Source organism: Fibrivirga algicola, assembly GCF_011742925.1.
In the GTDB taxonomy this organism is placed as follows: Bacteria; Bacteroidota; Bacteroidia; order Cytophagales; family Spirosomataceae; genus Fibrella; species Fibrella algicola.
Genome location: NZ_WAEL01000008.1, coordinates 332,249 through 356,335 on the forward strand (window position 1 = coordinate 332,249; position 24,087 = coordinate 356,335).

The following is a 24,087-nucleotide window of genomic DNA, read 5'->3' on the forward strand; positions in this document are numbered from 1 at the left end:
CGGCCGTGGGTTGATTCGTTTTTGCCACTAACTTTAGACTTATCGAGCCAACAGACCCTACAGAACGACATGCCTCAACGAATGCAGACCCCCTGGACAAGTTTCGCCATCGACCACACCGCCTGGCAAGCCATTGCCGAAAACGTCTTACCCAGTTACCTGAACACCTGCCGGTGGTTCGCCGGAAAGGCAAGACAACAGGCTGGCTTTCAAATTGATACAGTACACTCACTAACTGGCCCTTATTACCTGCTCATTGTTGTTGTTAGCTACCTCGACGGCGAGCCAGAGCGCTACCTGCTGCCCCTGGCCTTCGTAACCAGTCAGACTCAATTGAACGACGTACCTGAGAAAGGCATGTTGACGGAAGCTACATTTGGCACAGACTCAGGCTGGCTTATCGACGCAATCTACGACGAAGGGTTTCGGAATACACTGTTCAAGCACCTGTTGGCTAATCAGGTCGAAGGAGCCATTACATTCCAGAAGGGGAAAGGGCTCATTGCCAGCGATACGGTAACATCGCGTGTACTACCTGTCGATTCCAGCAATTCGGCGCTGGTATTCAACGAAATGTACTTCATGAAGCTGTACCGGAAACTATTCGGACAAACCAATCCGGAAGTAGAGATGGTGGCATTTCTGACCGAAACGGGTGGGTTCGAGGCGATTCCAGCCTACGCTGGCAGCTTTACCTGGCATCAACCGGGAGAACAGGACGTAACGCTGGGCATGATGCAGCGCATGGTCGCCAACGATAAAGACAGTTGGGCCATGACCGGCGATTACCTCAACGATTTCCTGTATGCGGTACCCAACCGGGTGTTTATGGTGAAGGAAGATGTGTTTGAAAAAGTAGCGTTGCTTGGACAACGAACCGCCGAAATGCACCTGGCCCTGTACAGCAAAACCGACGATCCGGCGTTTCAATCCGAGCCATTTACCGATGAGTACCGCACTTTCCTGGCTGGTCGATTCACGGATCTGCTCGAACGGCGCTACGATTTGCTGGTCAATAACTACGGTCGGCTCGACGAGCAGGCTCAGCGGTTGGCGTGGGTATTTATGGAAGCCAAAGAAATGATCGATGATTTTGTGGCTGATTTCAAAACGCGCGAGTTGGGTTCATGCCGCACGCGTATCCACGGCGATTATCACCTTGGGCAAGTTCTGGCTACGCAGCACGATTACGTCATCATCGACTTCGAAGGCGAACCCGAAAGCACCATTGCCGAGCGCAAAATTAAGCATTCGCCCCTGAAAGATGTGGCGGGTATGATCCGATCATACCATTATGCGGTGTCGGCCAAGCTGTTCAATGCCTCTGAAACGGAAGGTATCGACCCCGACAAACTGCAAGTTGTGTCAGATCGCTGGTACAAGCTGATTCGCGATACGTACCTGGATGCATATCTGGGTACGTTCGGGTCGCCCCACCCAATGTTCTACGACAACGGCGAAATCAACTACCTGTTGCTGATCTACCTGCTCGAAAAAGCAGTGTATGAACTGGGTTATGAAATCAGCTATCGTCCCACCTGGGTAAAGATTCCCTTAAAAGGCATCGTCGACGTCATTCGCGAGATCGAAAAACTCCAACCTGGCGGCACACATCGCCAAATGGCCTCGGCCCCGTTGCATTTAGTGTAATCTAGTTTCAAGTTGTGGCGCTGCTCCACGACGTTGTGTAAGGTAGCAGCGCCACAACTTGAGACTGTAGCGGCGGACCGCTTAAGCCTTCACACATGAAACTATCTTTCGACAACACGACTATCCTGATCACCGGCGCGGGGTCGGGTATTGGGCGCGAACTGGCCCGGCAAGCGGCCCAACAGGGTGCCCTGGTAATTGCCACGGATGTGAATGAGGCCACGCTCGCCGACACCAACCAATTAGCCGGAGGCTCGCTGCGTACCTACCGCCTCGATGTATCAGATGCGGACGCTATCCTGCAATTTGCCACCGACCTGATTCCCTCGCTCGATCCAACCAAGCGGCTCATACTCATCAACAACGCGGGTGTAGCACTAGGGAGTGGCCCATTCATCGAAACCCATCTTGACGATTTCGAGTGGCTGCTGACAATCAATCTGTGGGGTGTAATCCGGATGACAAAAGCGTTTCTGCCGTTTATGCTCACCCACAACAGGGGGCATATCGTGAACCTGAGCAGCGTGTTCGGGCTGGCGGGCGTCGAAAACCAGTCAGCTTACTGCACAGCGAAGTTTGGTGTACGGGGCTTTTCTGATGTACTCAGAATGGAATTGATGGCTACTGACGTGCGGGTTTCCTGCGTACATCCGGGGGGAATCAGCACCAATATTGCGGCAGCGGCACGCAGGGGGAAGGGCGGGTTTGTAACCGACGAAATGCAGAAGCAAAGCACCGCTAGTTTTGCGAAAGCGGCCAAGACCACGCCGCAGGAAGCGGCCCGCGTTATTCTCGACGGGGTATCTCGTCAAAAAGCACGAATACTGATCGGCAACGATGCCCGGCAAATCGAATGGGTCACGCGCCTATTTCCCACCAGGTACGTCGCTATGCTCCGCGCCCGTATTCACAAGGCGTTTGATACAAAAGTAGTTTGATGTTGCGCTGTCAACTCACCGTATGGGGGCTGGCAGCGCAACATCAAACCTCAAACGACAAACATCAAACCAGTTAAGCTATCCAGCTAAACTCGTAGGCGAGTTCAGGAGTCTTGGTGCGCTCGGCCACGCGGGCCAGGCGTGCCGGTAAAGCCATCACATAGTCACGGGCTTTTTGGGCTTCGTCGTTCAAACCAGTTACAGCGTCTATTTTCCAGTCTTTCAACAACGACTGCATAATGGCGATGTAATCCTGCACCGTATACACACCCAGGCGTTGGGCTGCATCAGAGAAGTGGCTGTACGTGTCGCCTAGTTTCATACCTGTTTCGCGCAGGAAGTGGGCTGGCATCACAATCTTCTTGCGCATCATGTCCTCGAACGCCAGCATCATGCCATTGGGGTCAAGCTCCATGATCTCCTGCACAAATGACTTATACGCTTTGGCGTGGCGCATTTCATCGGCAGCAATAACACCACAAATCTGCGACAGCAGGTTATTACCCGACTGTTTGGCCAGCGTAGCCGTACGGCGGTGCGAAATATTGGTCGCTAGTTCCTGAAACGAGGTATACACGAAGTTCCGGTATGGATCGCGGCCCGTTTGAATATCAAAGCCATCGGCAATCAGGTATTGCGTCGACGTTTCCATGGCGCGCATATCTACCCGGCCCGAGAGGTACAAAAACTTGTTCAGCAGATCACCGTGGCGGTTTTCTTCAGCTGTCCAGGCACGTACCCAACGCGACCATCCTTTCTGATCAGTCTGATCGATCCCGTCCACGTCCATCAACCAGGCTTCGTAGGTCGGCAATGCTTCTTCCGTAATGGTATCGCCGATCAACACGGCCAGATAATCGTAGGGAAGGGCTGCCGCCTGTTCACGCAGGTCGCGTACCTCTTCAAGAAACGTCGGCTTGGTAGAGTCGGGCAGAAAATCGGTAGGCTGCCAATTGGTGTCAATTGGCTTCAGGTAATCGGTCATGATCGTGTCGATCTTGGTTCCGATAAACTGCATGACTTCGATGCGGGAATTCATTGGTTGGTATCGCGTTACGGTAATTAGTAGCCTATTTTTTTACAGGATCTAGCTGTACTCAATTAAGCAGTGTTGCTAAAAAAAGAAGCAAGAACGGGCTTATTACTTAATTTTGGTGCAGTATAGACAAGTTATTATTAGTATCAACGTTTGAAACGGGCTACTGAATACCTGCTTAGTGCGGTTTATCTCACTTATTTTTCTTTGATCCTGCTGCTCTTCCACGTAGCACAGGTGCTGGCGTTCTGGATTGGCGGCCGTGCCGCCCAAAAACCCGTTGCCGACTGGCTTAACCGATGTATCATGGAGGGCTGGATTCTGACGGGATCAACCCACAAATTCCGGTTCGATTATACCCCACCTACCGACCGGCCAATCATTTTTGTGGCAAACCACCAAAGCATGTTTGACATTTCGCCAATTGCCTGGTATCTAAAGCGTTACAACCCGGTATTTGTGTCAAAAATCGAGTTGAGTACAGGTACGCCCAGTGTATCGTACAACCTGCGAAAAAGTGGAGCAGCCCTGGTTGATCGTAAAGACCCGAGGCAGGCAATGAGTGAACTGGGCCGGCTCGGGCAACGCCTTAAGGAAGGTGCCTGCTCAGTAGTTATCTTCCCCGAAGGTACCCGCAGCCGCGACGGAAACCCCAAACCCTTTGCCGGTGGTGGCCTGGCCATCCTGCTTCGTAAATGCCCTAACGCGCTCATCGTGCCTATTGCCATTACCGGAACCGGCCATTTCAACCCGGAAGGTCTTTTTCCGTTACGCCCCAATAGCCCCATGACCTGGACGGTGCTCCCCCCCATTGAACCCGCCGGTATGAATGGCGAACAGGTGGCCCGCCAAACGCAGGAGGCCATTTTGACCCACGTACCTATGCCCGCTATCTAACCTTTCAACAATCCGGCTCCATGCAACCCAACGACACTCACCACCACGCATTCCGTTTTGCGCAGGAAGACGTAATTGACTTTGCCCGCGTCACCGGCGACAATAACCCACTTCATCTCGACGCCGACTTTGCCGCCCAGACACCCTTCAAGCGTCCTATTATCCACGGTATGCTGGGTGCCTGCATTTTCACTAAAGTACTGGGCACCGAATTTCCCGGGCCTGGCTCTGTTTACCTGGGTCAGACGCTGGAGTTTTTGCGTCCCATGTTTGTGGATACCGACTACGACGTAACCTTCACCGTTCAGTCGATTGATCCCGCGAAACACACCGCTCAGATTCTGGGCGAAATCCGGGATACACAGACGAAGAAGGTAACAACACGCGGTGTGGCCACCTTGCTGCACAAAGAAAAAATCGGGTAAATCAGGTACCTAACAAAGAATACATCAGCATGGCTACGGGATACCCCGTAGCCATTTTTGTTACAATTAACTGATAAATAAAAGTTTATGCTAAGTAATCAATTTTAAACTTAGCCCGTAGGAACATACCCGTGTGTGTCGTCTAACCCAGTAAGCTTTCCGCTACCTATCCAAACACACGATCCAATTACCACCCGTTTCTATCCACCACCATGACCAATACAAGCATTCTGGCTTTGTTTATCGCTTTTGCGCTTATCATCAGTTGCAGCAAATCGAGCGATACGCTGGTGGCCCCAACCGGCACAACATCCACAACGACCACTACCGGCACCAGCGCCTACAGTGATTTGTGGATTCCTCCTCTCGTGACGGGCACCACCTTTAACCTGACGCTGGCAAAGTCGACAAAGCAGTTGCGGACGGGCGCGGTGACGAATACCTACGGCTACAATGGCGCGTCGTTCTGGGGGCCAACGCTGTTGATGAACAAGGGTGACTTGGTGAAACTCAACGTGACCAACAACCTGTCAGAGGCCACTACCACGCACTGGCATGGGTTTCATATTCCTGCTATCATGGATGGTGGCCCCCATCAGCTGATAGCCGCCGGCACCACCTGGACGCCCTCGTTCGAGGTGAAGAATAACGCCGGTACGTACTGGTATCACCCTCACCTCCACGAAAAAACCAAAGAGCAGCTGACCTATGGCGCGGGTGGCCTGATCATCATCAAAGACCCAATCGAGTCGGCACTGGCCTTACCACGTACCTATGGCGAGGATGACATTCCGCTGATTCTGACGAGCCGCAGCTACAATGCCGCCAACGGATTTGATCTGTCAGATCGGGCCTATGGTGATTACCAGCTTACCAACGGCACGCCAAACGCACAGGTGAGCCTGCCAAAGCAGTTTGTTCGCCTGCGTATTCTGAACGCCGAAATTGAGCGCGGCTATAACCTAGGCTTCAGTGACAACCGCATATTCTACGTCATTACCAACGATGGCGGTCTGCTGGATGCTCCCGTGCCGGTAACGCGGGTGAAGATGATGGTTGGCGAACGGGTTGAAATTCTGGTCAACCTGGGTAGCGACGCCGTAGGTTCGAGTCTGGACCTGAAAGCCTACAACGCCGGACAGGCATTCGGTTTCCCCGGCGGCGAACCCAATACGGGCGGGCCTTTTGGCAGCCTGCTAAACAACAAAGACTTTTCGGTGCTGCATATCAACGTGAAAGCGGCCTCGGCAACCGGCATCACAGCGCTACCCACCAAATTAACCACCAACACCTACTGGACCAACGCCGACGTAACCAATAGCCGCACGATCACCATCACCGGTGGTCAGGGGGCAACGGCGTTTTCGTTCGATAACAATATCTACGGCGAAACGAAGATTAACCAGACCGTGAAGCTGAACGCCGTTGAGAAGTGGACGATTGTGAACAACAACATCTTTGGCCACTCATTTCACATTCACGACATCCAGTTCAAAATCATTTCGCGCAGTTCAGGCACAGTTGCTCCTTACGAATCAGGCTGGAAAGACACCGTGTACGTTCCCGTTGGCGAGAGTGTATCGGTTATTGCCAAGTACGACGACTTCGCCAGCAATACCAATGCGTTCATGTATCACTGCCATTTTTCGAACCATGAAGATGGCGGCATGATGGGCCAGTTTCTGGTGACGCAGTAACATGCACGTTCTGAGGCAGCTTGCTCTTAGCACCATTCTATTGGCCGCCTGGGCCTGTTCAACGCCACGATCAGACAGGCAGCTACCCAACCTTACGGTGACTAATACCGATACCCTACTTCGGAAAACGGACGATGGCTGGCGCTACAACGGCCAGCCGTTTTCGGGTTACATGGTTGAAAAAGAAACTAACGACCGTATAGTCTATAAGCTACCAATCATAGACGGCTACGAAAACGGACTGGCGATAGGCTGGTATGCTACCGGCGAAAGACTGCTGGAGCGGCTATTTATCGAGGGCAAAAAAGAAGGCACTTTCAGGCAGTGGTGGCCCAACGGCAAGCTCCGTTACGTATTTCGATTCAACGACGACCAGTACCACGGCAGTCAGCTCGTGTACTTTCCCTCGGGCCGGAAACGGGAAGAGAGCACGTACCAGAACGGCGAAAAAGAAGGGCTTCAGCGAGCCTGGAACGAAACCGGGCAACTCGTTTCCAACTACACGGTCAGAAACGGACGTACCTACGGCATCGTCTCCGTCGAGAGCTGCATGCCCGTCAGTCATTTGTAATACGTTTTGGCCTCAGCGCGAAGCAACACAGCGCGTACTTACCTCAGTTCTTGCGCGATTTACCGGCAATCGCCGTGATAGCGGTAACCAGCCGGTCGAGGTCTCTGGGCGAATGATAGACGTGCGGTGTAATTCGGACACCGTGGATATTCTCCCAGTCGATACCTACGGCGTGAATCTTGTATTTGCCCATTAGCTGACTATCGACTTCGGTGGCTTTCATCCCATCGATAGACACCAGCCCCACGGCCCCTGCCCACTCCGGCTTGAGCGACGTATGGATTTTCACGCCGGGTACGTCGCGCACGCGCTCCATCCAGTAATTTTTCAGGTAGTGCGCCCGGGCAAATTTGCGGGCAGAACCGATGCCATTATGAAAATCGACGGCAGTGCCAATGGCCATTTCTGAGGCAAACGACCGGGTACCCAAACTCTCGAACTTCCGAATATCAGGGCCATCGGGTTCGTTGTTCGACAGCAACGCCCACACGTTTTTGATCTTATTCTGCTTCACATACAGCATGCCGCTACCGAACGGCGCACCCAGCCATTTGTGCAGACTGGTCGCATAATAATCGCAGCCCAGATCAGGAATTTTAAAATCGAACAGGGCAAACGAGTGAGCGCCGTCGGCAATGACCTCGATACCACGTTTGTGCGCTTCATCGGCAATTTTCCGCACGGGCATCACCTGCCCTATCCAGTTGATCATGTGCGTGATGTGCACCACTTTTGTTTTCGACGTAAACGCGCTGACGTACTGGTTGACCAGCGCCGCTTCGTTTTCGCTGGGCAATTCCAGGTTCAGAAATACCAGCTTGATCCCGTCGCGCTTTTCGCGCTGTTTCCAGGCGTTGAGCATATTCGGGTAATCCTGTTTGGTCAGTACCACCTCATCTCCCGCCTTCAGATTCAGACCAAAAATGACCGTATTCAAGCCCTCGGTAGCGTTTCGGTTAATGGCGACCTCTTCCGACGAGCAACCCGCCAGTTCGGCCAGTTTGTCGCGCAGGGCTTCGCGGCCCTGATCCAGAATACGCCACATGTAATAGGAGGGCGCTTCGTTGCTGTATTGGTAGAACCGGATATGGGCGTCCTGCACCACTTTAGGTTGCGGGCAAACGCCTCCATTATTCAGATTGAGTATGTTGGGCGACACAGTATACTCCGACTTGATACGCGCCCAGAAATCTTCATCCTGCGCCCATTCCAGCGGTGATTTCAACGCGGCATCGGGCAGCGATTGGCCAGCTACATCGGGCAAAAAGGGGGGCAGTGTGATAGCACCCGTAGCGGCGGCGGCCGATTGACGAATAAACTGACGGCGTGAAGTCATGGCAAGTCGTATCGTTTGAAGAAGCCCTTCGTAAAATAACAAAACTAAATTGGGTGGTCACAGCTCTAAACAAGCATTTTATTTGGCTATTTAGCCTAATTTTCACGAATCATAGATACTACGACCGTACAGCAATCACTATCATCAACCGACAAACCCCAAACCATATGAGTACATCACGACGGCGCTTTTTTCGGCAATCTGCTCAGCGGGGGGCAGCGGCGCTAACGCTCCCTACCATTCTCCAGGCATTTTCTACCGAAACGGCACAGGCTGCAACGACCATAGACTTGGCAGAGCCAGCCCGACTCAAGCCAACTAGTGTAGTGCGGTCATTACCCGAAAACATGGTCTGGGGCTACTTTGGGGCCGATGTGCCGCCCGTTAGCCGCATCAAAGATGGCGACATCGTGGAAATTCAGACCGTGAACCCGTCGGGAGTGAGCCGCACCGATCCGGAAGCGTTTTACAAGACCAATAACCTGACCATCGATGATCATGCAAAGGAGGTGATCGCGATTATGAAACAGGTGAAACCCGAACCATCTGGTATCCGGGGGCACATGCTGACCGGACCGATTTACATCGAAAATGCCCAGCCCGGCGACCACATCGAAATCCGTATTCTCGACCTCACCCTCCCCGCCGACTTTGGCGTCAACAGCGTGTGGCCGGGCGGGGGCGGCATTCCTGATTTGGTGAAACAGCGAGAAACGTTTGTGTATCGCTACGATGCCAAACGCCGCACAGGTACGTTCATCGACGGCGTTGAGATACCGCTAAAGCCATTTATGGGGGTTATGGCCTTGTCGCCTCCACCCGAAACCGGGCGGGTCAGCTCTATTCCACCCGCTTTTTTCGGAGGGAATCTCGACATCAAGCACCTGACTAAACATTCGACGCTTCACCTGCCGGTATCGGTGCCGGGTGGGCTATTCACGACGGGCGATGGGCATGCCGCCCAGGGCAACGGCGAAGTGAGTGGGGTGGCCATTGAAACAGCCGTGAACCTGACGGCGCAGTTTATCGTGCACAAAAACAGCGGACTGAAAATGCCCCGTGCCGAAACGCCTACGCACTTCATTGCTGTGGGGCTAGATAAGGACCTGGACAAAGCCATGAAGCAGGCCCTCGCCGAAGCCGTTCAATTTATCCAGACGGAGTTGGGCTTCACCTTCAATCAGGCCCTCTCCATTGCCAGCACCGGCGTTGACCTCGAAATCAGCCAGGTAGTCGATCAGGTGTTGGGCGTACACGCTATGATTCCAAAGGCTATCTTTCCCAAAAAGAAATTTGGCTATTGGTAGGTGCTCCCCGCTTCACCGGCGTTGACACATTGTCGACTGTTTTTAGCCAGCAAAAAGGTATCAATCAGACACGTACTCCATCCTTTCACCGGTCTACCAATTCGATAAAAGGACGGAATACGCCCATCCGGCATGAGCCAGACCGAACAGAACAAACAGACCGCCGTTGCCTTCTACGAACTGATGTTCAATGAATGTCGACCTGCCGAAGCCATTGCCCGGTATGTAGGCGACACCTATATTCAGCATAACCCGCACGTTGCCGATGGGAAGGAGGGCTTCATTGCTTATTTCGAGCGCATGGCGGTGGAGTATCCGGGTAAGCGTGTCACAATCAAGCGTGTACTAGCCGAAGGCGACCTGGTTATGCTTCATTGTTTTCAGCAATGGCCGGGTGATTCGGACTATGCAGGAATCGACATTTTCAGATTTGATAAAGACGGAAAGATCGTTGAGCACTGGGACGTACTACAGGTTATCGCTGGCGAATCAGCCAATAGTAATGGCCTTTTCTAAAAGCAACGCCCCCTGTCAGTTTGTAGCCATGCTCCCCTATTTTCCGTTCGGCCAGCGATTCAACGATAAAATGGGCACGGCGCCCCTGACCGGGAGCGACCAGCTGATCGAGGTAGACAGCCATTATCAAGCCGAGACTGCGCTCAAAAAGCGGCTATTGACCGAGTTACCAGACTACTACTATACGATGCTGCCGGGCTACGAAATAGCCCAATGGGAGGTACTTGACCTGGTACTTCAGAACCTGGCCCGATTTTACCCCGAGCAGTTTACACTTCGCCGGGAACGCGACCACTGGCACTGGCAAAACCGGCTATTCAGAGAAGAAACGGCCTTTATCTTTGGCGAGTTAGGTACGTTACCCACCGACCCGCTCAACTGGGTTGGGCAACAGGCGCAGGAAGATCTGGTGCTGCTGGCAGGCCCGGAGGCGACGCTGGTGGGTGGTCAACTGTGTTTTGCCAACGGCTGGTGCCTCAACGAGAAGGTGAGGCTTCCCTTCTGGCAAATACACGCGCCCATCGTTCCAATTGTTGAACCGATGATGCGGGCCGCACAGACGCTCATGGAACGACTGCCAGTTGGCCGACCGGTTTGGCGCGCAAACTGGAGCCTGAAAGTAACCGATCAGCTTGACCTGTCGAGCCGACACACGGCCGCACTCGACCAACAACTAACCAGCCGTTTACCGGACCTCACGCCCGACATCATTGGCGAACAGCTCTTTATCCGTATCGAGCGGCAAACCCTGACGCGCCTTCCCCGGTCGGGGGCAATCCTGTTCGGAATTCATACGTATCAGAATCGGCTGGCCAGCGAGATTGCAGCCAGAAACGAGGCAGCCCGCCAACTGGCGCAGGTACTTAGCACCACCCCGCCCGCCATGCTCGACTATAAAGGTATGACCCCGTTTATGCCCGCCCTGTTAACGTACCTGACCCGGCAATCAACCAGTACCACGCCATGAGGTAATCAAAAACGAGTTTACCCTTTCTTCACCGATTCGAATTTGCCTTCGCCATTGAACAACAGGTAGTAAAGCGTTTCGCCAACCTTCACCACAACCGTATAGCTCGTTGGTTTTGTGTCAGTTAGTACCGATACGCCTTTCATAAACTGCCAGCCGGGGTATGTTTTATTCAGGTATTCGGTTATGGGAGCAGGTAGCTCAGCGGCCGCATTGATCGCTTTTTCTACCGCCCGGGGCGTATACTGGTTCGCCAGCACTTTACCGTCGGCGTCGAAGGTAATCTCGTACCGTTTGCCGTCTTTCATAACCACCACATAGTACACTTTCCGGCCCTCTTTCGTAGCAACAGAGCCCTTCTCGAAGGTGTAACCCGTCAGGAAAGCAATGGCGGCGGCTGGTAGGTCAGCGATCGACTTCAGTTCAGTTGGCGTAACTGGCGGTATCGACGCGCTTGATTTGGTTAGTTTGCCGTCGTTGTCGAATACCAGTTCATACACGGTGGTCCCTTTGGTAGCCACCACCAGGTACGTTTTCTTACCGTCTTTATCGACAGTAGCTACTCCTTTGGCAAAGGTCAGGCTGTTGTCTTTCAGGTACTGGCTCGCAGCGCCGGGAAGGTCCTCAGCTTTCAGGATCGGAAACGTTTTGGGAGCCTCGGTAACTGGTTTGATGGTCGCCTTGAACTCAAGTATCAGTGCCCCACTGGCATCGAAGATCAGCGTTACTTCTTCTGTTTCGTTGCGCAGTGCCACCTTGTAGGCTTTCTGGTTGTTGTACTGCCCCTCGCCCACGCCCGTCATCTTGTAGGCTGGGTACGTCTTTTCGATGTATACTTTTGCGGCGGCTGGAAGCGTTACCGCCTGCGTGCCTGTGCTACCGTCGCCTTTACCCAGTGCATATGCTTCCAGAATAGCGCCTTTCGCGTTGACGGTAGCCTGATGCGCCACAGCCTGCACTGTGAAGTCAGACTCCCAAACGCTGCCCTTGTCGATCTCCGAAAAACTCAGGTTCGTGGCTGTCGGATAGGCGCTTTTTACTGCCTGTACCACCGCCGCAGGTACGTTGGCAAAGTCGGTCGTCGTGGTAGGCTGTACCTCCTGCTGACGGCAGGCGTCAAGCCACAATAAAGCCAGCAGAGTTGTATAGAGTAGGATCTTTTTCATGGCATACGGAGCGTGTAGACGTTGTTGGTTATGAGCTTGTTAGGCTAACAAATATAGAGACGCATCTATATTTATCACTATATCGCCATTAAGTAGTACTCATCGACCATTCATCCCCTATAGGCAAGCATGATCAGGAAGAAAATATTCATACCCCAGCCGGTCAGGCGGGTCATCCACATGGCGGCGCGGTAATCGGCGGCGCGGGGATTCTGCCACACCTTATAGGTAAGCACGGCTAGATACACGACACCCGGAATGAGCAGGGCGACCATAAGTAAAAACGGCCAGGTGCCTTCGTAGAAGAGAAGAAAACAGATACCCGACGCCAACAGACATAGCCAGGCGTTGATGAATGTACCCCGAACGCCCATCAACCGGCTGATGGTGAGGTCGCCCCGGCTGGCATCTTCGGCATGCTGATACACCTGCGTAACCGGATACAGGGCCAGAATATTCAGCGCCGAAATCAATGTACCCAGCCACAAACCAATGGACTTCGACATCACAAATAACTCCCAGAAGCTTACATCGTGCATGATCATATAGGTCATCAGGAAAACGAATCCGCCCTGAAACGTGCTGATCAACAGCCAGCTGGCAATCGGCCGTTTTTTGATTCGTATTCCCGTGTGACTGTAGCATTTCATGAACGCGCCATACACCAGAATGAACACCACAAATTGGGTATTGATGAATACCGCCGCCAGTAGCGACAGCGCTTCGAGGCCCATAGATACCCAAAAGAGCGTTCTGTCGACGGGGGGCGGGCTCTCCAGGCCGTTTACACTGCCTTCGTCTTTGTCGTAATAACTGTTGAAGGTGTTGGCGGCCGGATACACCAGCACATGAATGATGAGCAGCACCCACACGGCCCGCCCCCAGTTGTTGATTCCCGGCGGGAGAGTCATAGCAAATAGGCATACGGGGAGCAGGTAAATAGAGAAAGGCATCCGCAGATGCAGCCAAATAGCGCGTGGAGTCATACTTGTGAAGTCATAATTGTGAATGGGTAAACAACCTTATGGTAACGGCGTGGTTATCTGTATAACATCGTGTTGGTGACAAAGCACGTATATTGGCAAATAACCCGTCATACCGCACAACAACATTCCTAATGAACGTACCTGCCAGTTTTATTACGTCGCTCGGCACTGCCGTACCAGCCAACGCCATTCCACAGGCACAGATCGCCCGCTTTATGGCCGAAGCCCTGGGCATGGACGAACGCGATCAACGTCGGCTTACGGCCCTGTACCGGCATACCCGCATCGATCAGCGGCATTCGGTGTTACCTGATTACAGCCGTTCGCGGGGTGAATATACGTTCTACCCTAACACCGAAGGTCTTGAACCATTTCCAACGGTGGGGCAGCGTATGGTACGATATCGCCAGGAGGCCGTTCCGCTGGCGCTCAAGGCCATCGATGACTGCCTGGCCAGTTACCCCGGCTTTGACAAACAACGCATTACGCACGTAGTGACCGTGAGTTGCACAGGCCTGTACGCGCCCGGCCCCGATATAGAGATCATCGAAGCGATGGGCCTGCCCGGTACCACGCAACGCATGGCCATCAACTTCATGGGCTGCTACGGTGCCTTCAACGGATTGAAAGCCGCCGACGCCATTGTACGCTCTACGCCCGACGCCGTGGTGCTGGTGGTTTGCGTTGAACTGTGTACGTTGCATTTTCAAAAGAAAGACGACCTCGACAACCTCCTCTCCAACGCACTCTTTTCCGACGGGGCAGCGGCGGTACTCGTAGAAGGTCAGGCGCGGGTCGATCGGTCGCTGCGGCTCCGGTCGTTTTACTGTGACCTGCTGCCCGCCGGCAAAGACGCAATGGCCTGGCACGTAACCGATTTCGGCTTCGAAATGACGCTGACATCAGAAGTCCCCACGTTTATTCAGCAGGGTATTGGGCAAATGCTATCGCGCTTGCTCGAACGCAGTGGCCTCACCATTGGCGACATAGGTACGTATGCCCTGCACCCCGGCGGCCGACGTATTCTGGAAGTGATTGAAGGGCAACTGGGCCTCGACCAGACAGACAACCGCTACGCCTACCAGGTGCTGCGCGAGTTCGGCAATATGTCGTCGGCGACGGTACTATTTGTGTTGAAAGCGATCTGGAACGACCTGGAAAACGCGGCCACCGACCCCGACAAAAACAGCGACGGTGCCTTCAATATTCTGAGTTGCGCTTTCGGTCCCGGCCTTACGCTCGAATCCATGATTCTGGAAGCGAACTATACGCCGGTTTCGGAAGCAACAGTAACAAACGCTGCCGACCTGGTCACGGTGTAGGTACATCTTTGCTCCTACCAGAAGTTGACTCAAACAAGCATGGCCGTTTCACCTAAAGAACTACTGCTTAGCTTCGTATCGGTCTTGGAGCCGTTGCCAGACCTCGTTTTAGCCGATATCGAACAGGCTACTACAGTGCAGTCTATTCCTAAAGGAACGATACTACTCGAGGCAGGCCATATTTGCCAGCACGTTTGGTTTATAGCGGCCGGTGCTGCGCGTGCTTTTTACTATAAAGACGGCCGGGAAGCTACCGCCTGGTTCATGGGGCAACACGATTTCATTATTTCGGTGCGCAGTTTCATCGAGCAAAAACCCAGCTACGAATACATTCAGACACTGACCGATTGTACCCTGGTCAGTATCACATACAGCCAGCTTCAGCACTTGTATCAGAAACACCCGTCATTCAATTCCGTGGGGCGGCAGCTCATTGAAAAATACTACGCACTTAGTGAAGAACGCCTGTTTCAGTTACGGATGAACACCGCCGCCGAGCGCTATGATCTGCTATTGGCAACGTACCCAGCCATCTTCAAACAGGCCTCTTTAAAGCAGATAGCCTCCTACATTGGCGTTACCCCCGAAACCGTCAGCCGACTCCGTAAACGAAAATAGCCGGGTACGTTCTTGATAGATGTCAAGTGAAAGAAGGGTACGGGTAGCTTGCTTTGTTGCGTTCAAAAGTCAACAAAGCCATGCAACAATACCTCCGTAAACAAACGATCAAACGTTGGCTTCGGCTCTTTTCCTGGATCGCTCTTATTACTAACGCGTACCCAGTTGGCAACATCATACTCTTGTTCGGCAATGAGTTTGATTACGTTACCAAACAGGGAAGGTGGACGTATGAAGACCAATTTTTCGGACAGCGATACGAAGACGTTTACGCATCCTACCAGGTAAATTCTCAAGAACCAGGTTACGAAGACGATAGTCCATTGTATCGTACATCGCCTATCAATGTGTTGAAATTCTGGCGATGGAGCGACTACACCATTCACCCCCGCTGGCGGTTACCTTATAATGATCAGACTGATACACTTAAGAAAGGGCCCGTCAAGGTCAACCCGGAAAAACTCAGGCTCTGGAAACGAATGCAGGATATCAACGGCTACTGACAATCACGCCACAGGCCTGGTGCGTGTTTGTGGGCAGGACGTACCTACACTACATTCGGGTACGTTACCAGCCTTGACATACCCTGCCCTTTGCCTATGAACCGGTTGATTCTCATTCACGGCAACCTCGACATTCCGGCTTCGTTTGATGCGTTGCTACCGTCATTACCACCAACAGTTGTGCGTTGCATTGACCTGGAGGCTGACTTTAACGCCTGGGATACCACCCAGCCTGTAACGGCCCGAACCGTGGCCGAACGCGTTGCACAAGCTTACCGCATCACCGCCAGCGATGTACTTATCGGGCATTCGATGGGTGGCTGGGTGGCGGCGCACGTGAAAGAGTTGACCGGAGCCACCGTGATTCAGCTAAGTTCCTGGACCAACCCGCGTAAGATAAAATCACCGCTACGGCGGGTGGATTTGATTCGAAAAATCGTGAACAGCGGTATCGTGCAGCATCCGTTTTGCATTGGCTTGGCCAAACGGTTGTATCCGTTTCGGGAATCCCGCGTTCGTATTCAGGCGGCGCTAGACCGTGTACAGCGCATGAACCCGGCGTATATGATCTGGCAGTATGAGCTAATTTTCTCGGATGCGCCTCCCCTAACCCGCCTACCTGACCTGCGCCTTCACGACCGCCGCGACCCCGTGATTGCTCCACCCGACGAGCCGTTTATTAACGTACCTGGCAACCACAAGATACACGTTACCAACACACCCGCCGTTGCCGAAGCCATCAACGCGTTTCTGGGTACGTCGCCTACTGGCTGATGCGTTTGCTTATTTCAGCACTTTCCAGTCGATGAGGCCCCAGCGGGTGAGGCGGTAGAGGAGCGATACTTTCAGAACGCCAAGGCCATAAATAGAACTGCGTTTGAAGTTGATCGATGAGGCTTCTTCGAAGTATTTGGTGGGACAAGTCACTTCGGCAATATCGAAGCCCTTATAAAAAATCTGCGCGATCATCTCGTTATCGAAAATGAAATCGTCGTCGTTATACGTGAAGTCAAGCGCCCGCAGTACCTCGCCCGAAAAAGCCCGGTAGCCCGTGTGGTACTCCGACAGTTTCTGGTTCATCAGGATATTTTGCGTCAGGGTCAGAAACCGGTTAGCTACGTACTTATACATAGGCATGCCACCTTTCAGCGCCCCTTTGCCCAGAATCCGGGAAGCGAACACAACCGGGTAAAGCCCATTGCCGATGATCGAGATCATGGCCGTAAGCAGCAACGGGGTATACTGGTAATCGGGGTGCAGCATGATCACAATGTCGCCGCCGATATCAAGGGCTTTGCTGTAGCAGGTTTTCTGATTACCCCCGTAACCCTTATTCACGTCGTGGCGGATAACGTGACGGATGCCAAGCGCTTTCGCTACCTCAACAGTGTTGTCAGGGCTATGGTCATCAACCAGAATAACATCGTCGACCAGATCGAAGGGAATTTCGCGGTAGGTACGTTCAAGGGTTAGGGCGGCGCGGTAGGCGGGCATCACCACCACTACTTTTTTACCATTATACATGGAGACAAAATTACGTAAGTGAAGTGGCAACTGCGAATTTCGTGCCATCGGTTAACGCGCCAGGTGTGATATTGCGGCCTGTTTTGTGGGTAAGCGTCAACTTTTCCCGCTAAGGCGCGTTATTTCAGCAGTTATCCATTGCTTATGTTCTCCAGCGAAACCTTATTTTTTGTCGGCTTTGCCGTCTTTGTTCTCTTTGTCATGTCGCTCGATCTGGGCGTCTTTTCGTCTAAAAAAGCCCGGCAAAGCCATGTCGTTGGCTTCAAAGAAGCCGCTAGTTGGAGCGCCATCTGGGTTGCCCTATCCATCGGTTTCTATTTCTTCCTGCGCAACTTCGGTTACCTGGTTCACGGTATTTACGACATGGCCAAGCTACAGGAAGTGCGCGACCGGTACGCCGATCACGTACAACTAACGGGCGGTTCGTTTGCCAACAACCTGGTTATTTTCCAGAAGAATATGTCGCTCGAATACATTACGGGCTACCTGGTTGAGTATTCATTATCGGCTGATAATATCTTCGTTTTCATTCTGATTTTTAGCTCATTCGGCGTCCGGGAGCGGTATTACAAGAAAATTCTGGTCTGGGGTATTCTGGGCGCCATCGTCCTGCGATTCGGTTTCATCTTTCTGGGTGCAGCCCTGCTGGAGCGCTTCGACTGGATCATGTACGTGTTCGGTGCCTTTCTGGTCTACACGGGCGTTAGCCTGTTCTTTCAGGGTGATGAAGACGAAAAGATCGACACCAAGAATCACCCCGTGGTGAAGTTCGTCTCGAAATACATGAACGTCTACAAACGGAATGTGACCGACAACTTCTTCATTCGGCGCAAAACAGACAAGAAGCTGTTTGTCACGCCTTTGTTCATCGTCGTAATCGTCGTGGCCTTTACCGATCTGGTGTTTGCAGTCGACTCGATCCCGGCTATTTTCTCGATCACGAAAGATCCGTATATCGTCTTCTTCTCAAACGTATTCGCCATCATGGGCCTGCGGTCGATGTTCTTCTTCCTGTCGAGCATCATGAACCAGTTCCGTTTCCTGAAAACAGGTTTGGCCGTTCTGCTCACGTTCATCGGCCTGAAAATGCTGCTGGAGCCGCAACTCGAACACATCGGTTTCAAACCCGCTTATTCACTCTACGTCATTATCGGGATTCTGGCAACCAGCATTCTGGCGTCCTACCTGATTCCCGAGAAGAAGGAAGTTGACGCGTAGAAATAGGAACCGAAGCGGCGGATCGTACAGATTTACTAGCTATAGCGGATTTTACGCAGATTTTACGTGACGTGAATCTGTGTTGATCCGCTATATCCGTTTTACCTGTACGGCCCGCCGATGCGGTTCCATTATTCAGTAAACGTCTATGCAATTCTCAGCCTCCGTTCTAAAAACCTACCGTCGCCGCCTTACCAACCTCAGCAGCCGCAATCGATCATTGCTATTGAGTAGCCTGCCCGTCGATCAGTTTGTTGATCTGCACGAGGCTGATTTCCGGCTCAACAAATCGTCGTTCGAGTTGGTGGTGGGGCTGATCGCCCGGAAGAGCCACGTCCCGCTCTGCGCCGTGAGCGACCCCCGCGACGAACGGACAAACACGCTGAGCAAACACCTGCGTCGACTGGCCCGTACCGAGCGGTTCATCGAAGAAGAACGGGGCACCGAAGATCTGTACGTAGGCTGGCCGTTTGTACGCGGCCGGTTCAACGATGGTACGCCTGTGCATGGCCCGCTGCTATTTTTCCCCGTTCACCTCACCAACGAAGGCAACGAGTGGCGCCTGGAACGACGGAGCGACGTACCCGTGCAGTTCAACCAGTCGATGGGCCTGGCCTACAGTTATTTCAATGGCATCAAGCTCCCCGACGAATGGCTCGACCCCGATTTCGATCAGTTCGATAAAGACCCACTCACGTTCAGGATGCAGTTGTACGACTGGCTGAAAAGCAGTCCGTTCGAGCTGAACTTCAATACCAAAAATTTCACCAATCTCCTTCAACCTTTTGATAAGCAGTCAGCTAAATCTCTGACGCAATTGGAAGGTGTTGGCGAGTTGACTTTGATGCCCGAAGCCATTCTGGGCATTTTTCCGCAAGCCGGTTCCTATTTAGTGCCCGACTATGATCAGCTACTGGCCGAACAGGAGCGACTGACAATAACGGAAGCAACGGAGGAAAGCACGCCCGATTTGCCACGTACCCTGCCCGTACTGGCCGATCATATAGCGCTCAAAGAATCATCGCTGCTGTTGCCGCTGGCCGTCGATGCGTCGCAGGAAGCGGCGGTACGAGCCGTGAAAGCCGGACATTCACTGGTGGTGCAAGGGCCACCCGGCACGGGTAAGTCGCAATTGATTGCCAACCTCATGGCCGATGCCGCCGCGCAGGGCAAACGGGTGTTGCTGGTCTGCCAGAAACGTGCCGCCCTCGACGTAGTGCACCAACGACTGAAACAGGTGGGCATGGAACCGTTTGCCGCTCTGGTGCACGATTTTCAGGACGACCGAAAGCCGCTCTACACGCAACTGGCCGCCCAGATCGACGCCGTAGAGAACTATCGCCAGCAAAATAACGGCCTCGATGCGGTCTTGCTCGAACGCGAGTTCGACATTGAAAGCCGCCGTATCGACACGCTGGTGGGCGAGTTGCAGACGTTCAAGAACGCGCTCTTTGACCAACGCATCTGCGGCGTATCGGTTAAAGAATTATACCTCAGCAGCACGCCCAATGGCCTGCCCGGCCCAAAACTCTCGGATATCTTCCACCATTTCCGGCTCGATACGGTTGGTGCGTTTCGCGAACAGTTGAGCAATTACCTCGCCTATGGCGTGCATGTCGGTCCCGACCATCCGTTTACCGATCGGGTCAACTTCGCCATGTTTAACGGAGAGGACCTGAACAGCCTGCGCGAGACGATCGACGAAGCCACCGCCGAGATACCCGCACTACTCAGCCGGGCAGGTACGTTGATTGGGCAGTCTGCTTCGTGGCGCGACCTGACCGACCGGCTGTCTCCCCAGCGAAACGAACTGGATTCGCTGGCCCAAACCGTAGCCGACCCGCTGATCTGGGCCGTTCTTTCCCGTATGTCGGCCGGATCGCTGCCCGAATCCGCCGGGGCCACATTCGCGACAGACATAGCTGACCTAAACCAGCTCGAGGCTCGTGGCCTGTTTCAGTCGGCCGATCTGACCGGGTTACCCGACCGGCTCCGGCAGGGCATTACGGCGCGGCAATCGGTATTCAACTGGCTGTTTTACAAAGACAAAGCTTATCTTACTGCGCTGGCGCAGGAACACAGGCTGGATACTTCACTGGCCGATCTACAGCGACTCGATGCCTACTGGGTGACCCGGCAGTCGTGGGAAGCGCGGGCCAACGAAACCGGACAGCAGTTTGCCGGCATAGACGTTGTGGGCACCACGCCAGCCCAGACCAGGCAAACGTTGCAGCAGTTGGAAACGGCCGTTACAGCCGCTGAATCGGTCTGGCGAACGCTTACCGATCAGTTTCCGGCGCTACGTCAGTTCATTGCTACTGAGGCGTCGGGTACGTCGTTTGGGCAACGGCTGATGGACGTTCGTTTTTTGCTGGCCGATGTTGTGGCGCGCCAAACACGGTGGCAGCCATACCTCACTGCCGGTCAGCTGGCTATGCTTGCTAATGACCCGGACAGGCAGGCAGACATCCTGCGCACTGCCTTGCGCCGCGATGCCGACAACCTGATTGAGATGGATCGCATCTGGGCATCGTTTACCTCGCCGGAACGTACCGCCGCCAAACGCGTAGCCGATACCGTACTGCCCGACCAACTGGACCACAGCGCCGCGAAGCACGTGGCAATGTTCGATAATGCGCTTCGATTAGCCTGGATAGATGAGATCGAGCGGCAACATCCTGAACTACGGTGTGTATCATCGCTGAAAATGGGCCAGACCGAATCGGCGTTGCAGTATAGCATCCGGCAGAAACAGGCGCATACCCATGCTATTCTGGGCCTTAAACTCCGCGAACAAACGTACCAGGCGCTAGTTGTAAACCGGCTGAATAACCTGGTGAGCTACCGCGAGTTGCGCCATCAGGTAACGAAGAAACGGAGCATCTGGCCTATCCGTAAACTGATGGAACACCATGCTGACGAAGTGTTCCGGCTGGTGCCCTGCTGGATGGCCTCGCCCGAATCGGTGTCGACCCTGTTCCCTATGCGCGAAGGCCTGTTCGACCTGGTTATTTTCGACGAAGCCTCCCAGTGTTTTGCCGAAAACGGCCTGCCCGCCATGCTGCGTGGCCGCCAGGTTGTAGTCACCGGCGACAGCAGGCAACTGCGCCCCAGCGACCTCTATCGTGCCCGCTTCGATACCGACGAACTAACCGTGACTAACGAACCTGGCCAGACCGACGTACCTGGCGATTCGGTGATGCTGGAAGTGGAGTCGCTCCTTGACCTAGCCGCACAGTACCTGCCGCAACTCGCGCTGACGGGGCATTACCGCAGCCGAAGCCTGGACCTCATTGCGTTTTCGAACAAGCATTTCTACAACGACACGCTCACCCTCCTGCCCGATTTTACCGACGTGAACAACCCGGAGCCGGGCATTCGCTATCAGTATGTGAAAGGGCAATGGATTAACAATACGAACCCAGTTGAAGCCGCTGCGGTCTTGTCGCTGATCGATCAGTTACAAACTGACCTACCGGGGCGCTCTATCGGGGTGGTGACCTTCAATTTTCAGCAGCAGCAACTGATCCAGGAACTGCTGGAAGGAGCAACCTCGTCAACCGACCCGCTTCGTAACGGAGGGCTGTTGACCAGTCGGAAGGGGAGCATGCTGACGCCTGTTGGTAACCCGGCAGGCGATAAACCCGCTGACGAGGGTACGGGACCTACTTCGGTTATCGACTCTGGTGTCGACATTGTCCGGGCGGTTGCCAGTGACACGGGTCGCGCATCTGCCGTACGGTTCGTTAAGAATATCGAGAACGTGCAGGGCGACGAATGCGACGTGATCATCTTCTCGGTTGGCTACGCACCCGACGAACACGGCAAGCTGTCGGCTCAGTTCGGGAGCCTCAATATGTCGGGGGGCGAAAACAGGCTAAACGTAGCCGTAACCAGAGCCCGCGAACGTACCTACCTGATCACAAGCGTATACCCGGAGCAACTGGCGGTAGAAAACACAGCCAATGAAGGGCCCAAAATGCTGAAAGCCTACCTGAAATACGCCCTTGACGTGTCGAAGGGGCGGTTTACCCCTCAGCCACGCACCGTCGTAGGGATTCAGGCGGGTGGTTTGCTGAAAACAGTGCTGGCCGCCACACACCCAACCTGGCGGCCGGAATTACCTTTCGCTGACCTGACCGTCCGTGAAGGAAATCTGTATCAGGGCCTGGTGCAGACCGACGATGATCAGTACTTCCAGCAAACCCCTAAAGAAGCCCACGCGTACCGCCCCTTTGCGCTCAGGGAGCGTAACTGGCCATTTCAGCGGAAATGGAGCCGCGAAATCTGGACTGGGAAAGACCCTGTTGCCATGCCTTGACCGCAGTTGGTAACGTAGTTGCGTTAGGTACCGTGACGTTGACCAGGGCAAAACCAGGCTCGCCACGCAGTATACGGCTTCGCACATCCATCTGACTAATACTTTGGTGCCGCCCGTTAGTGAACCACCAGGCGGTTTGCAGCGTCTGGTGGTTTTTCCGCAATTCACCCACATACACTCGCTGTCCCGCTATGACCACTTCGCGCACCTGCCGGAGCGTGTAGCCCTGCCCTGTCCAGCACACAGCCGGGCTATGTTCAGCGCTATACCAATTGGGAAGCGGTTTCACGTAGATCAACTGACCGGGACAGCTATACTGGGTAAATCCATACAGCGTGCCTTTGCGAACGTACCCAGTCCGATCATTGACCCGGTACTGTTCCTCAACAGGACGTATGAACGCACAGCCGATTAAGCCCAGCAAAAAAACAGGCAGGCCATATCGCCAGCCAATAGTGCCAGCCAGGCCGTATTCGCGTTCAGCAACACCATACGAGCCCACCAGCCAGCGGGCCAGTACCCGAAGCGGTAACCAGGCGTAGATCAGTACACACAACAAGCCAACAAGCGAATGGAGCGGATGCTCAGGGCCAAGGCCAAACATGACCAGCAGAACAATCCGGACCAGATTACTCCCTATTGTCAGGCTTAATGCCACGCTTCCGTAGCCAATTACCCAGCCGGTGGCCAGCGAATGTGCCTGCCTGCGTTCGTAGGCAAGCAACCAGAAAATAGCCAGTAACAGCGTCAGGCCCGTCATGCGCAGGCCCATGCAGGCTGGATCAACAGCCATTTCCTGACCGCGTAAAATCAGCAGATTGCCTTCACTCTGTACCGGCATTCCTACTGTACGAAGCAACTGTCCAGCCCAGTCACTTAGTCGAAGCCGCACGGCAAAGCCAAACACAGACTCGACGTACCGGAGCAATGGCGATAGGGCCATCAACGTACCCAGCCGGAGCAGCCACGTAACCCGGTTAGGTTGGCCGGGCCACAGCACAAACGCAATCAGCGCTACAGTTAATACTATGAGTAAATCAGGCATTTATAGAAATGGCATATCGTGTCATCAACGTTCTTACTAAGCCG

At 53.7% G+C, this 24,087-nt stretch carries 21 protein-coding genes; 15 read left to right on the top strand and 6 right to left on the bottom strand.

Annotated elements, in window-relative coordinates:
• The first annotated feature begins 69 nt into the window (after positions 1-69).
• Both F7231_RS21425 and F7231_RS21430 read left to right on the top strand, forming a co-directional pair.
• On the top strand, positions 70-1,650 hold the full coding sequence (locus F7231_RS21425; RefSeq protein WP_085412777.1) for a putative maltokinase: 1,581 nt from the start codon (positions 70-72) through the stop codon (positions 1,648-1,650).
• Positions 1,651-1,745: 95 nt separating this feature from the next.
• Positions 1,746-2,588: an SDR family NAD(P)-dependent oxidoreductase gene (locus F7231_RS21430; RefSeq protein WP_166693466.1), complete on the top strand. Its 843-nt coding sequence runs from the start codon at positions 1,746-1,748 to the stop codon at positions 2,586-2,588.
• A gap of 73 nt (positions 2,589-2,661) precedes the next feature.
• Here the strand turns inward: F7231_RS21430 and F7231_RS21435 are convergent, their stop codons facing one another.
• The gene (locus F7231_RS21435) at positions 2,662-3,627 is read right to left on the bottom strand and encodes an acyl-ACP desaturase (protein ID WP_229364866.1); all 966 of its coding nucleotides are present in this window, start codon (positions 3,625-3,627) and stop codon (positions 2,662-2,664) included.
• Positions 3,628-3,777: 150 nt separating this feature from the next.
• Between F7231_RS21435 and F7231_RS21440 the strand changes: the two genes are divergently transcribed.
• The 4 genes from F7231_RS21440 to F7231_RS21455 all read left to right on the top strand — a co-directional run bounded on the left by F7231_RS21440 (position 3,778) and on the right by F7231_RS21455 (position 7,214).
• Complete coding sequence (locus F7231_RS21440) at positions 3,778-4,521, top strand: lysophospholipid acyltransferase family protein (protein WP_166693467.1); 744 nt, start codon at positions 3,778-3,780, stop codon at positions 4,519-4,521.
• 20 nt (positions 4,522-4,541) lie between these two features.
• Positions 4,542-4,946 carry a MaoC family dehydratase gene (locus F7231_RS21445; RefSeq protein ID WP_166693468.1) on the top strand — a complete coding sequence of 135 codons (405 nt, stop codon included), beginning with the start codon at positions 4,542-4,544 and terminating at the stop codon, positions 4,944-4,946.
• A 212-nt stretch (positions 4,947-5,158) separates the two neighbouring features.
• Positions 5,159-6,643, top strand: coding sequence for a multicopper oxidase family protein (locus tag F7231_RS21450; protein WP_166693469.1), 1,485 nt, complete (start codon positions 5,159-5,161; stop codon positions 6,641-6,643).
• Between the two features lie 97 nt (positions 6,644-6,740).
• Entirely contained in the window at positions 6,741-7,214 is a 474-nt protein-coding gene (locus tag F7231_RS21455) for a toxin-antitoxin system YwqK family antitoxin (RefSeq protein WP_310589369.1), read from the top strand.
• Between the two features lie 43 nt (positions 7,215-7,257).
• Here the strand turns inward: F7231_RS21455 and F7231_RS21460 are convergent, their stop codons facing one another.
• Positions 7,258-8,550 carry an aminotransferase class V-fold PLP-dependent enzyme gene (locus tag F7231_RS21460; RefSeq protein ID WP_166693471.1) on the bottom strand — a complete coding sequence of 431 codons (1,293 nt, stop codon included), beginning with the start codon at positions 8,548-8,550 and terminating at the stop codon, positions 7,258-7,260.
• 167 nt (positions 8,551-8,717) lie between these two features.
• Between F7231_RS21460 and F7231_RS21465 the strand changes: the two genes are divergently transcribed.
• From F7231_RS21465 to F7231_RS21475, 3 genes are all read left to right on the top strand, one after another.
• On the top strand, positions 8,718-9,857 hold the full coding sequence (locus tag F7231_RS21465) for an acetamidase/formamidase family protein (RefSeq protein WP_166693472.1): 1,140 nt from the start codon (positions 8,718-8,720) through the stop codon (positions 9,855-9,857).
• A gap of 132 nt (positions 9,858-9,989) precedes the next feature.
• Positions 9,990-10,373, top strand: coding sequence for a nuclear transport factor 2 family protein (locus tag F7231_RS21470; RefSeq protein ID WP_166693473.1), 384 nt, complete (start codon positions 9,990-9,992; stop codon positions 10,371-10,373).
• On the top strand, positions 10,360-11,340 hold the full coding sequence (locus tag F7231_RS21475; protein ID WP_229370194.1) for a heme-dependent oxidative N-demethylase family protein: 981 nt from the start codon (positions 10,360-10,362) through the stop codon (positions 11,338-11,340). Before F7231_RS21470 ends, F7231_RS21475 begins: the two co-directional genes overlap by 14 nt.
• A 17-nt stretch (positions 11,341-11,357) precedes the next feature.
• Here the strand turns inward: F7231_RS21475 and F7231_RS21480 are convergent, their stop codons facing one another.
• Positions 11,358-12,506 (bottom strand): PepSY-like domain-containing protein, encoded by a 1,149-nt coding sequence (locus tag F7231_RS21480; RefSeq protein ID WP_085412769.1) that lies wholly within the window; start codon positions 12,504-12,506, stop codon positions 11,358-11,360.
• A gap of 110 nt (positions 12,507-12,616) precedes the next feature.
• Complete coding sequence (locus F7231_RS21485; protein WP_166693474.1) at positions 12,617-13,492, bottom strand: UbiA family prenyltransferase; 876 nt, start codon at positions 13,490-13,492, stop codon at positions 12,617-12,619.
• Positions 13,493-13,623: 131 nt separating this feature from the next.
• Here F7231_RS21485 and F7231_RS21490 point away from each other — a divergent pair, with 131 nt between their 5' ends.
• The 4 genes from F7231_RS21490 (at position 13,624) to F7231_RS21505 (ending at position 16,709) form a co-directional block, all read left to right on the top strand.
• Positions 13,624-14,814: a type III polyketide synthase gene (locus tag F7231_RS21490; RefSeq protein ID WP_166693475.1), complete on the top strand. Its 1,191-nt coding sequence runs from the start codon at positions 13,624-13,626 to the stop codon at positions 14,812-14,814.
• 39 nt (positions 14,815-14,853) lie between these two features.
• A complete protein-coding gene (locus F7231_RS21495) occupies positions 14,854-15,432 on the top strand; it encodes a Crp/Fnr family transcriptional regulator (protein ID WP_166693522.1) in 579 nt (192 codons plus the stop codon).
• An 80-nt stretch (positions 15,433-15,512) separates the two neighbouring features.
• Positions 15,513-15,935 (top strand): hypothetical protein, encoded by a 423-nt coding sequence (locus F7231_RS21500; protein ID WP_085412765.1) that lies wholly within the window; start codon positions 15,513-15,515, stop codon positions 15,933-15,935.
• Positions 15,936-16,031: 96 nt separating this feature from the next.
• Positions 16,032-16,709 (top strand): alpha/beta hydrolase, encoded by a 678-nt coding sequence (locus F7231_RS21505; RefSeq protein WP_085412764.1) that lies wholly within the window; start codon positions 16,032-16,034, stop codon positions 16,707-16,709.
• A 9-nt stretch (positions 16,710-16,718) separates the two neighbouring features.
• Here F7231_RS21505 and F7231_RS21510 read toward each other — a convergent pair whose 3' ends face one another.
• Positions 16,719-17,459, bottom strand: coding sequence for a glycosyltransferase family 2 protein (locus tag F7231_RS21510; protein WP_085415131.1), 741 nt, complete (start codon positions 17,457-17,459; stop codon positions 16,719-16,721).
• Positions 17,460-17,603: 144 nt separating this feature from the next.
• On the opposite strand from F7231_RS21510, the gene F7231_RS21515 reads away from it, so the two are divergent.
• Together F7231_RS21515 and F7231_RS21520 are read left to right on the top strand one after the other, a co-directional pair.
• On the top strand, positions 17,604-18,677 hold the full coding sequence (locus tag F7231_RS21515) for a TerC/Alx family metal homeostasis membrane protein (protein WP_085412763.1): 1,074 nt from the start codon (positions 17,604-17,606) through the stop codon (positions 18,675-18,677).
• 148 nt (positions 18,678-18,825) lie between these two features.
• Positions 18,826-22,998 carry an AAA domain-containing protein gene (locus F7231_RS21520; protein WP_166693476.1) on the top strand — a complete coding sequence of 1,391 codons (4,173 nt, stop codon included), beginning with the start codon at positions 18,826-18,828 and terminating at the stop codon, positions 22,996-22,998.
• On the opposite strand, the gene xrtN is transcribed toward F7231_RS21520, so the two are convergent.
• Positions 22,919-24,043 carry an exosortase N gene (gene xrtN / locus F7231_RS21525; protein ID WP_166693477.1) on the bottom strand — a complete coding sequence of 375 codons (1,125 nt, stop codon included), beginning with the start codon at positions 24,041-24,043 and terminating at the stop codon, positions 22,919-22,921. The genes F7231_RS21520 and xrtN overlap by 80 nt on opposite strands.
• Positions 24,044-24,087: the final 44 nt, after the last annotated feature.